A 12,007-nucleotide genomic window follows, 5' to 3' on the forward strand; every position below is an offset into this window, starting at 1 on the left:
ATGGTAGATTTGATCGATGTTGTGCTAGAGGGGTTCAAGCGAGTACTCAGTTGGACTACTGGGCGACTCAATCAGGGAATGAAAACAGGCTACGAAACTCTCTCGGAGTCAATGTTCGGCACACCTACTCCGGATACTTCCGGACATTTCGTATTCGGTGCTCCAACAAATTCACCGTGGGAGGCGATTCATGCTTCGCTCATAGGCGGAGATATTACCTTCATCGCCTTGCTGTTGCTCGTGGTTTCTGTTCAGGCAAGACACTTGCTCAGAATCTTCAGCATGAGCAGTGCGTACGAGGCTCAGAAAGCAAAGAAAACAGCGTGGAACGGCGCCATTCTCATCATTACATGGTACTGGCTGGGAGTGCTTGCGCTGTACTTGATTGATGGATTCACAATTGCGTTGCTCCCTCAATTAGACAGTGTCAAGGAATTCATGGTTGACCTTCTCAAAATCTCTCTCACCAGTCCCATCTTCGGCCTGATCTTCGCCACCATCGGCGGGCTCTCAATGTGGACGCTCCAGGCACTGCTCTACTTGCGCGAACTCTTGCTGTACGTCTACCTCTATGCGATGCCGATCGCCTTTGCCCTCTCCTACGGCAATGTCCCCATCCTTGCAGACATTGCCACGGGCTTTTCGAGACGCTTCGTTCCGCTCGCCATCCTCCCACTCCCGGCGGCAATCGTCCTGAAGGGCTATGATCTCCTCTACGAGACAGGCGCCCTCAGCCCGCCGACAGTGTTCTTCAAGCATCTCGTCGCGACGAGCCTGCCGCTCATCGCCCTCTACGTCACGTGGAAGACGTTCAAATACGCCTCGCCGCTGACCGCACGCGTCATCGGGACAGCAACACAGACGGCCGTCACCGTCGGCACTGTCGCCACGGGGGCGTACGTCGCCGGTGGGAGTGTCGCGACGACTGCCGCTCGCTGGGGGCCACGGGCAGCAGCAGGGCAAGCGTTCGCTCAGCGTGCGACTGCATACGCCCAAAACGACACCACGACACAAGCGCAGCCCTCATACAGACGAACCGAGAACGACCCTGACCCAACCTACCAGTAATGCCCGCAGATACTGACGCCGCATCAAGACGCATCATGAACCAGTTCGGTGACGCAAGCCGCATCCCCTTTCTCAACGTCGAGGAAGGCGACATCGGCGTGCTTGTTGCCTGTCCCATCGTCGGCCTCTTTACGGCCGCGCTCACCGGCATCGATACATTGGCCCTCCCGTTCGTGGCCGCGGGCTTGGGTATCGGCGTTGCCATCGTCTACGTCGCCCCGAGTCATCTGACGGCATGGGCGTGGCTCACCGATGTGTGGCGCTTCGCGAAGCGACCACGGACGACCTACAGCACACCCACCAATACACCCCACCCACGAAACGAAGGTGGCCTTGCCAACTACACGCTCTTCGCCCCCGACGAACGAACCCAGGATCTCACCAACATCGAGCGTGCGTGGCCTGGTACGGGGACGATCGAGCGCACAGACGGCGCGATGGAAGCGTACCTCGAACTCACGCCGGGCAATATGGACTTCGCGATGTCCACCGACTGGGCGAGTCTCCAATCGATCGCCGAGGACTTTGCGAACAACGAGTTGACCTTCCCCTTGCGAATTCACACCACAACCCGTTCGTTTCCGGTGGAACAGTTAATCGAACAGATCGACACACGACTCACCGACGAGGACGTCACGACGAACCCCGTCTTCCGTGAGCTGCTCGAAGAGTACCGCGAGACACGGCCCGCAGAGATGCACGCTCGCGGACTGCAGGAGATCCGCTACTTCCTCGGTGTCGAGGTGACGCCACTTGAAGTGTACAATCGATACGCGGACGAACAAACGCCCGCAGAGCGGTTGACGGAGTTTCCCCTCATCGGCGTGCTGTTCACACCGTTCGTCACACGTCGTGAACGCCTCACCGACGACGAGCGACGTGCGAAGATGGTCGAGAAACTCGACGAACGAGTTGCGACCGTTCGCTCGGAGCTCGTCGAGCCTGCCTCCGGATGGTCTGCCCGTCGATTGAGCACCGTCGAGTTATTTGTCCTCACGATGGACTTCTGGAACGGCGAAGAACACACCTACGGCGACGCCGACTCCGTGCTTCGGACCGAGCCAGTGATGGGACACAGCCACCGGCAGGAGTCCCACCATGCATGAACTGCTCCTGCAGGTCGACCCGCGTCTCGAAGCACTCCAGTTGCAGTTCGTTGTGGTCACGACCGTCATCGGTGTCGGCTCTCTCCTTGTGCTCAGGTTTGCCCGAGCGAGTGATGGGTCGTCACCGCACATTGAAGGCGGTGAATTTGCGGCAGCGTTCGACGAGACAGACACAGTAGCTGAGGCTGACGCTGCATCCACAGAGCGCGATGCGCCAGACGACCACGCAACTGACGCCAACACCGAAGCCGATCTCGAGACTGTCTTCTTCGAAACGCTCGAAGAACACCACCAGAGTGCCGTCGCTCCGGCAGCAATCGAGTGGGAGACACGCGCAGCCCGCGTGGGGGAACAATGGACGACGACGCTGTACGTCGCCGAGTATCCCGACTACCCGAGCGATGGCTACCTGAGCGACCTCTTCACGCTCACAGATGTCGAATTCGACGTCACCGCCCGGATCAGGCCGAAGAATCAGGAACGTGCGCGAAACGAACTCCAAGAGATTGCCGACGACCTGCAGGTCGATGCCGACCTCGAACGAAGTGTCCGGAGTCGCTATCTCCAAGAACGAGCCAACACGGCAGCGGCGACGTACAACGCTGTCGAAAGCGGCCAGCACGTTTTCGGCCAGAGTATTCTCATCACCGTGCGTGCGGAGACACGGCCGAAACTCCGGGAAGCGGCGCGGAAGATCCGCAGTACGCTTCGTGAAGACCCAGCGAATCTCACGCCGAAGACGGCTCTCTGTCGGCAAGATCTCGCACTCCAGTCAGCAGCACCCATCGGACCAAACGTCTTCGAACGCGAATCAATTGCGCTCGGTGGCGCCGTCGGTGCACTCGTGGCTTCACCGCACAACGCGACGATTCTCGAACCCGGTGGAGTCGAGTTCGGGATCCACAGACGCACTGGCAACCCGGTCGTCATCGACCCCTTCGCGCGTGAGAACGGCTATGCGATGTTCGTCGTTGGCGACACTGGCTCGGGGAAGTCCTTCGCCTCGAAACAGAACTTCATCCGCTCGATCGAACAGAATCCCGACCGAATCGGCATCATCCTCGAGCCGCTCAACAACTGGGCAGGCGTCGCCGACGCACTCGGTGCGACGCGCATCACCGTGGGTGGAACCCTCGGTCTGAATCCCCTGGAGATTCGACCAACGCCGGCGCACGTCCAGCAAGCGATGGGTGAGGACGCAAGCCCGTTCAACGAGAAGCTTGACGACGCGATGAGCTTCCTGACGAACTTCTTCGCGCTCAGAGACGTCTCCCTTGACGACCGCCGAACTACTGTCGAACGGGCGCTGCGAGAAGCGTACTATCGGAAGGACATCACAGACGACATCGCCACGCACGGCAATGAGAGCCCGACGATTCGCGGCATGATGGACGTCTTCGAGGAGATGATCGAGACACCCGAGCCGTTCGTCGTTCGCTCAGAGGCAGAAGTAGAGAAACTCAAAGCGGATGCCACGTGGTTACTCGGCCAGTTCCGTCCCTTCGAGGCAGGTGGGCGATACGAGAACCTCGGCAAACCCTCGGAGTTCGATATTCGTGACGAAAAGGTTGTGTATCTGGATCTCGCACAACGCGAAGGTAGCGTCGACAGTTCCACCGCTTTGACGATGCAATTACTCATTTCACTCGTCTACGAACGGGCTAAGTCGAGTGATGCGGAGATCGTCTTTTACCTCGATGAGGCGCGCTATCTGATGAAGGATACCGCGAGCTTGTCGTTCTTAGAGACGGTGTTTCGACATCACCGCCATCACGATCTGTCGATTCGGCTCATCACACAGACGGTCGATGAGTTCTTCCAGCATCGCGAATCCGAGGCGATTCTCGATCAGTGTGCAGTCAAGCAGTTCCACCGACTCGATGGCATGGACAACCACTGGGCCGACGAGTTCGGGTTGAACTATGCCCAGATGCGCTTTGTCCAAGATGCGATTCCTGGTAATGAGGACACCGGCTACTCAGAGGCACTTGTCGGCGTCGACGGCGAGTGGCGTGGCATTCGCGTCCAAGCGATGTCACGGGAGAAAGCAGTGATCGACTTCGACCCACGGAGCGGGTCGAGTCGAACATTCGCGCCGCCAGCCGAGCGTTCTGTGAGTGAGACCGAGCAGACCACGCCCCATGGTGGCCAAGTTGACGATACAACTCGTGAGTCGATGACGTAGAAGAATACTATTGTCAGGCTGAAACGCTTTTTTCTCGTCGACACATCCATTGCTCCTGAAAAGAGCCTCAATAAGCGACCGCCGTACAGCGGTTCGTCACCTAACTAAAGACGGATGCCACGCCGAGTTCCCCGGTGTGCTCTTGGAGTATTGTCGAGAGTGCTGTGTTGAATAGGGCGACGACGTACGGATCAGAGCGGGGTCACAGAGTTGTTTGATGTTGATGATGGCGAACATCAGGATGATTTCACGGAACTCGTGATAGATTTACCCCCGCGTCCGGTGACGCGAGGAACTCTCGCTGTGCTCTTTAGATCGCTATTCAACACGGCAGTCGAGAGAAACAGTGGAGGAGTCGCCGTACAATTCGAGATGGGGAGCTGTTGTCGTCTACAGACCCGGCTTCCTCATTTCTTCCGAAAAGAAGCAACGACAAGCGACTGCTGTCGTGCGGTTCTTCGCTTAACTAGAGACAGGTGACATCCTCCCACGACTAAAGTCGTGGGCTTCCCACGCCCGTTTGCGCTGGTTTGGGAACTTCCGTTTACGACCCGACACGCCGAAGGGAGTGCCACGCCCCCGTTACTCCTATCCCGTGAAGGACTCGGAGGTACCTGATTATTTTACGTCGGGTTGGTCGTCCGAAGGCTTACTTTTTGATGAGGCAAACACCAACTCAACTGCCAGTTTTCGGACAGTCACTCACGATGGGGAACCATCGCAACGACAGTTACAGATACACAGTGTGGGCACTCGTACTTTTTGGTTTCAGTGGTTGCGAACCGTGCGGCGATTCATCCCACGACTGAAGTCGTGGGTTTTCTCGCCTAATCTCTATAACCGAACTGTGTACCTCGTCTAGCGTAGTTGACACTTTTATTATATATGGTCTTTGATAGTCGTGCAACTAGACCTGTTCTAAAGAAGACAGCGAGAGTTCCACGGGTCACCCGACCCGTGGTCGCTTACTACCTGTGAGAATAGCCACAATATATTTTTACCATTAGCTAGTAATTGGAAATATGAATTTCGGTTCGATTTATAGGTGTAGTGAGGGAGGCTATTACGGCGACGTAGACATATGGGAACAGCTTGAATCGGGGACGTGGACACCCCATTGCTGGGATACGGAGACCGGAATCGAGTGGATGGAAACAGAAGATGGGGAGCTCCTAGTTCTTGAGCCGATCTCTCGAAGTGCCCTTCCCGAAGGGGTGTCAGTCGAACGTGCTGCTGCCGGGACTGCAGTGTCTCAGCAGACAAGAGAATAGTCGGTTCATGGAACTTTGTTGAACCACTAGATGACGTCGGCATGTGCCACTAAATCAAAAGGGTTTTCTACGAGGACATGTCCTCAACCGAACACGAATGTAGCGAACCATGCAAAGACTCCCAGACACTACTATAATTATCTCCGAAACACTATTCCAAAAACTATATTTAGACAGAAACCTGATATTGATTTAGTAATTCAACTCCCTTGCCCGGTGAGTTGAATTACTAAGCATTCCGCTATGCCCCCCTCGGGGCATCTCCTCGGAGTCAGGTTGCCTGACTATAGGGACATTTCCTTGAATTGAGAACCCTCCCATTGCTATCAACACATTATGTTAATAGTATGATTTATTCACCCGGGAGCAAATGTGAGAGTAATGCGAAATTTCGATCAACCCCACTTCAGCCAGATTCAGGCAGGTATTGTTCGTGTAAACGCCGAACTAAACGTCCTCGACGCTGATCAACTTCCCGAGCCAGCCCAATAAGTGAGACGACACGAATTCCCTCTCCGAGAGGTTTTATGAACACAGTCCGATGCTGGAGACAACCCGCACCTATCGAGCGAAAATCTCAACCACTCCCAAGTGAGTGGCGACCTCAACCAGTGTGGGTTCTCCGCGTCGAAACTGTGGAACGTTGCCCGATACTACACGCAAGGTCGGTGGGATGAAGACGGGGAAATCCCCGATGATGGCGAACTCAAATCCGAACTCAAGGAACACGAACGATACAGGGACTTACATTCTCAATCCAGTCAGCGAGTTCTCGAAGAACTTGCTGAGTCGTTCACCAGTTGGTACAAAGCACGCCAACGCGGAGACGAAGACGCCAATCCACCCGGCTACCGAAAACACGGCGACAACCACCCTCGCTCCACCGTGACGTGGAAGCAGAAGGGTATCAAGCACGATCCCAAGCACAACCACCTCCGCCTCTTCAAAGGTTTCAACCACAAGTCCGAGGGTGAGAACGGCCCATCCCGGCGTGCGCTTCGTGCCTGTCAGAAGTTGTCCCGACGCAAAGACCACTTCCTGCACGCGCTCGCCAAGCACATCGTTGAGCGGTGCATCGATCACGAGGTTGGTCGCATCGCTATCGGTAACTTGAGCAAAATTCGAGAGGCCGAGAACGGTGAGGCTAGAAACTGGGGTAAGCGTGGGAACAAGAAACTTCACGGATGGGCGTTTGACCGATTCGCCACGTTGCTCGAATACAAGGCGGAGGAACATGGCATTCTCGTTGAGCGCAAGAGTGAGCGGGACACGAGCAAAACCTGTTCATGCTGTGAACAAAAGCGTGATGCGAATCGTGTGGAGCGTGGGTTGTACGTCTGCGCATCGTGTGGGGGGACGATGAACGCTGACGTGAACGGCGCGGTGAACATTCGCAGAAAAATAACTCAGAATCCTCCTACGGAAGATATGAGTAACGGTCGTTTGGCACGGCCAGTAACCTACCTGTTCAACCAAACTTCTGGGTCGTTCCACCCGAGGGAACAGGTGGGTTGCGAACTTTAATATCCCAAAGTTCGGGAATCCTCGCCCTTGAGGGCGGGGTGGATGTCAATCAACGGTTAGATTGACTGTCTGGGTAAGAGGTGTCGCGAGATGGTGACCATTCCCCATCTGAAGGATAAGGGTATGTTCACCAGATTCGAGTTCAAGCTCCGTAGTTGAAGAGCCATCACCGAAATGAATGTGTTGTTCATCGTTTGGAATTACATCGCCAACGGGAACCGAATCGGCATCGAGAATCAAGTGTGCATGCCCTGCACTCTGGGTGACCTCACCGGCTTGCTCGAGCGTGTAGTTTTCTGCCTCCCATTCGAGCGTCACTGGTGTGGAGACAGTGTCGCCATCAGCGACGTTCGTGAATTGAGCAGATGCCTTCTCAACGGTGATCTCAACTGTATCCGTCACATCATATGCGCGATGTGCTCCATCAGCAACCTGAAGTGTGAGTGTGTGATCACCCGGCTCGAGATCGAGAACCGTTTCCGTTGATGCGTCCCCAAAGTGAATATGTTGGTCATCACTCGGAATTGGTTTCCCTGTTTCAACGGGATCAGTGTCCACGAGAACATGGAAGTGACCTGCGTTGTCGTTCACCTCTCCGGATTTCTCAATTGTGAAGTTCTCTGAGTTCATTATAACGCTAACACCACCGGAAACGGTCTGACTGTCCATTGGAGTACCGAACGATACCTTTGCATCATTCGACGCAGAAGTAAACTCCGTTCCGGAATCAGTATTGGTCTCAGTATTTCCTTCTGTCTCAGTGCCAGTACGACTATTGGTGTTCGTACTATTACCTGCAGGTTCAGCTGTTTGGCTATCTGTACTGGTACATCCAGCAAGACCAACTGCAAGTGCGGAGGAGGCAATACCAAGGAACGTCCGACGAGAATCCAATCTCTCTGACATCAAAATAAAATTAATATAACGTATACTTTAATCTATTCAATTAGGTACTGATATAGGTGCTTGACCATATGTTATATAAATTTGAGAATTCACTTTAGGTAATTAGTCGCGAAGTAGCGAAGTAGCGAAGTGTCCTCGGTACGGATCGCGGAATCTGTCGATTCCAGCGATCCGCCAATCTCTAGGACACACGTGGTTCTCCGTGAGGAGACCATCCATGCGATTCAACGAACCCGATCTGAAGTCGGAACCCTACTTACTCATCATTGCCATTATCGTCGTCTTCGCCTTCCTCAGTTAGCTCGGCGAAATTTCCGGCAATGGCGACACCGGTCTGCGAATTAGAGTTCGACTGTCCGCTCGCTTGGACGGCAGTAGCCTCACTCTCGTCACTATCGTAGGTGACTGCCACAGCGTAACCTTGTTCGTTGGCGTTACCCTGTGAAGCCTCTTGGCCTTGTTCAACGGTTGCTGTGCTACTCTGTTCGACGGTCGTTGAGCTGTCCGGCTGGGCGGCTACAGAGCCAGCACCCATGATGAGGAGACTGCCAACTGCAGCAACGACAAACAGTAACTGCGTAGTGCGCTTCATGATTTGGTTCTCTGTGAGCACGTTGCTCACGCGAATAAGTGATACCCGGGTAACACATAAGTGCCGATTATTGTTCTTGTATAACTACTGGATTATGAGAATTTTAGAAGGCACTACAAACGACCATCCAATTTACATAGTGTAACTAATGATGTGGAACCCCATGCATCAACGTATATGACGTTTTCTATAATCCTAGCTTTATCAGAATTTAACGGGGCTCTTTAGAATGAATATCTGCCTTCTAACGTGTAACGTGTCGCTACCCGACTCAAGGAGAGAGTCCCGCCCTTCAGGGCGGGCGTGAATCCGACAACTGCGGAACAACCGCCGACGCCGCTCAGTCCGGGGTATCCAAGTCGTCGGCCGCGTGGACAAGCATCCCGCGCCACGTCAGTCCGTACTTGTTCTTCACGTCTCTCAACCGCTCGTACTGTTCCTCGTCCGGCACTTCGATATGGATGTACTCCGTCGAGTGGGGCGAATACTCCCGACTCGAAATTCTCGTCGGCCAAGACCTGAAAGACGAGTACGGGCTTGGACACCGCGAACGCCTCCGGCTCGAAGTTCGGGGCAACCCCAACTGGAAAGAGCACGACAAGCAGGGCCGGTTAGAGTTGTTCTGGGACGAGAACGCACAGACATTCAGGGCCTTTCAGCCAGTCACAATCAGCGAAGACAATTCTCGACTGGCACACTCACTGGCGGACGAAACCGCCGCTCTGGATATTGGTGCGAACACCCTCGTCGCCTGTACGACCACGACCGGCACGCAACTGCTGTACGAAGGGCGCGACTTGTTCGAGCGGTTCCGCGAGACGACGCGAGAAATCGCGCGGTTGCAGTCGCTCTTGGACGGCGGACGGTACAGCAGTCACCGGATACGGTCGCTGTACCGACGCCGGACGAGACGACGCGACCACGCCCAAGATGCGCTCGCCCGCGACCTCATCGAACGGTTGCGCGGCGAAGGCGTCTCCACGGTGTACGTCGGCGCGTCAACGGACGTACTCGATACGCATTGGTCGGTCGAAGCGAACCAGAAAACACACAACTTCTGGGCGTTCCGGCAGTTCATCGACCGACTCGCGTGTACCGCCGAGGAGTACGGCATCTTGGTGGAAGTGCCGTCGGAAGCGTGGACCTCCCAAGAGTGTCCGAACTGTGGTTCGACTGACCGGACGACGCGCCACCGCGACACGCTGACGTGTCCGTGCGGCTTCGAGGGACATGCAGACCTCACAGCGTCGGAGACGTTCCTGAGACGTCATCAGAACTCTCTGAGTTCTGATTGGCGAACGAGACACTCCGTGTCTCGTCAACGGCAGACGACGGTAACACGGCCGATGGCACGGCCCGTGCGCCTCAAGTGGGACAACCATTCATGATCAGAGGTCACCACGCTCAGTTCCCAACGAGGAGCGCACGAACCCGCAAGTTGCCTCCGTGGGTCGGTAAGCGATACCCCCAGCGTGAGGAAACCTCGCCGTTTATGCCGAGGAGGATATCATCATCTGCCGTCGCGATCAGACAAGTGAAACTCACTTGTGTATTGTCGGTACAGAGTGAGACGTACGTCTTCAGCGTGTTCTTGGCGTACCCGAACAAGTCGTCGACCACGATGTTGGTCGTCACTGTCGATCGGAATTAATTCCAGTTCGGAGGACAATTCGGCACACACGTCGGAGCAGTGCCTCGCTTGTGGCCCCATCGTGTTGGAACCCGAACCGCCCGTTGATGGGCGTAGGAACCCCCGTCTACGACGGGGAATGTCACTGGCTAAACTGTTTCAGCAACCGTTTTTCGGGTTTCCAGCGGTTGCTTGGGCTTGCTGCACGTTTTGGTTCACTTGGTAGTTGACCTGTTCTGCCGTTGCATCGCCTTCGCCTATCGCGACAGCGATTGCAGCGATTTGTTCATTGACATTCAGCTGCTCAACGAACTGCATTTGCGTGATGTCAGCTGCAGCCGTCTGCTGGGTAGTCTGGCTGTTGCCTTTGTCGTATGCGACCGCCCAGGTGTCGTCACCCTTGACGTCCTTCCCAGTCACTACCTTCGACATCTTCGACTGCCCAGCATCGACGTTGAGTGCCGTTGCTTCGGCAATCTGCGCATTGAAGTTCCCCTGGTAGCTGGTCTGCGTCGCTGTCGCCGTACTGTCATCGACTGCGACGGCAACAGCTAAGTTCTGCTCATTAGCGTTCAGCTGGCTAACCGCTTGGAGCTGTTCGACAGTGGCCGCCGCAGCCTGAACGTTGGACTGATCAGACCCGTTCTGTGAGTGTGTCAGTTCTTTCTCCGAGATATCACCCTTCATGTCCGCGTGCGCAGTGACTTCTTTGAGTGATTTCGAATCGAAGTTAATCGCCGTGGCATCGGCAAGTTGCTTGTTCACGTTATACTGACAGCTAACCTGACATGCTTCCGCGACACTTTCCTCGCCAACAGCAATCGCGATTGCGACACCCTGCTCACTGGCGTTGAGTTGATCAACTTCCTGGGACTGGCCAACCGATGAATCGGCACTCTGGGAAGTCCCTTCGCCAATATTGGCTGCGACCGCGTCAGCAGCTTGGAGGTTGTTGTTTTCCTGGTAACTTTCTTGGTATGCCTGCGAAGAGCTACCGTTTACTGCGACAGCGACGGCAGCACTTTGGGTATTGAAGTTCGCTTGCTCGACCTCCTGCATTTGATCGATTGCTGCCTCAGCGGACTGCTCGCTCTCATACGTACTGTCGCTGACGACCCAGCCGGAAAACTCTCGGCAGCCGGTCTCTTCAGCGAAGACAACGTATGCGTTCCCGACATCTTTGAATGTCCGCTTCTCTTTTTGCTGCGCTTCGTTTATTGACTGGGCGCTCCCAGCTTGCGTATTTTCATTATTCTGTTCGGTGCGCTGGATCGCGTCTGCTTCACCGCCATCGATGGAGATCGCAACGGCGGCACCCTGCTGTGTGACATTCAGCTGGGAAACGTCCTGAAACTGGATGACTTCCGACGAGGATTGCTGTGAGTTCGATTTGATCTCATCCGCGTGCTGCTTGACCCACGAGTCAAGGTCTGCTTCCGACGTCTCTGCACCGAAGACGAGGTAGATATCGTCCCCGTCCACGTGCGTGTCATCATGCGAGGCTGCATCTGCGCGACCGGAGGTACTCGAAAGAACGCCAGCACCCATCCCAGCTGCCGCGATTCCTTTGAGATACCCTCTTCGACCAAGCTTCTCTCTGTAATCGTTATTTTCTGCCATAGCGCACTGTATCGATAGATTGACTTACACTTTATTATGGATGTATTAAAATCCACATATACAAATTAGCCTATAATTATTGTCTGCTTTGGTGAAACAGACGAA

General features: G+C 54.9%; 6 protein-coding genes and 2 pseudogenes. 5 read left to right on the forward strand and 3 right to left on the reverse strand.

The window, feature by feature from the left end; translation table 11 throughout:
- From BSG17_RS00075 to BSG17_RS00095, 4 genes and pseudogenes are all read left to right on the forward strand, one after another.
- Positions 1-1,068, forward strand: coding sequence for a TrbL/VirB6 family protein (locus BSG17_RS00075; RefSeq protein ID WP_089820450.1), 1,068 nt, complete (start codon positions 1-3; stop codon positions 1,066-1,068).
- A complete protein-coding gene (locus tag BSG17_RS00080) occupies positions 1,068-2,174 on the forward strand; it encodes a TraC-like domain-containing protein (protein ID WP_089820451.1) in 1,107 nt (368 codons plus the stop codon). Before BSG17_RS00075 ends, BSG17_RS00080 begins: the two co-directional genes overlap by 1 nt.
- Positions 2,167-4,359 carry a VirB4 family type IV secretion system protein gene (locus BSG17_RS00085; protein WP_244531444.1) on the forward strand — a complete coding sequence of 731 codons (2,193 nt, stop codon included), beginning with the start codon at positions 2,167-2,169 and terminating at the stop codon, positions 4,357-4,359. Before BSG17_RS00080 ends, BSG17_RS00085 begins: the two co-directional genes overlap by 8 nt.
- Positions 4,360-6,171: 1,812 nt before the next feature.
- Positions 6,172-7,154: pseudogene (locus BSG17_RS00095) on the forward strand (RNA-guided endonuclease InsQ/TnpB family protein).
- A gap of 45 nt (positions 7,155-7,199) precedes the next feature.
- On the opposite strand, the gene BSG17_RS00100 reads toward BSG17_RS00095, so the two are convergent.
- Both BSG17_RS00100 and BSG17_RS00105 read right to left on the reverse strand, forming a co-directional pair.
- Entirely contained in the window at positions 7,200-7,784 is a 585-nt protein-coding gene (locus tag BSG17_RS00100; protein ID WP_244531445.1) for a DUF4399 domain-containing protein, read from the reverse strand.
- A gap of 532 nt (positions 7,785-8,316) precedes the next feature.
- Positions 8,317-8,682, reverse strand: coding sequence for a hypothetical protein (locus tag BSG17_RS00105; RefSeq protein ID WP_139246529.1), 366 nt, complete (start codon positions 8,680-8,682; stop codon positions 8,317-8,319).
- 434 nt (positions 8,683-9,116) lie between these two features.
- Between BSG17_RS00105 and BSG17_RS00110 the strand changes: the two are divergent.
- A pseudogene (locus BSG17_RS00110) lies at positions 9,117-10,110 on the forward strand (RNA-guided endonuclease TnpB family protein); the annotation flags it as partial.
- Between the two features lie 331 nt (positions 10,111-10,441).
- On the opposite strand, the gene BSG17_RS00115 reads toward BSG17_RS00110, so the two are convergent.
- Entirely contained in the window at positions 10,442-11,902 is a 1,461-nt protein-coding gene (locus tag BSG17_RS00115) for a hypothetical protein (protein WP_211609031.1), read from the reverse strand.
- Positions 11,903-12,007 lie beyond the last annotated feature (105 nt).

Origin of the sequence: Halogranum amylolyticum (assembly GCF_900110465.1) — an archaeon.
GTDB classification, from domain to species: domain Archaea; phylum Halobacteriota; class Halobacteria; order Halobacteriales; family Haloferacaceae; genus Halogranum; species Halogranum amylolyticum.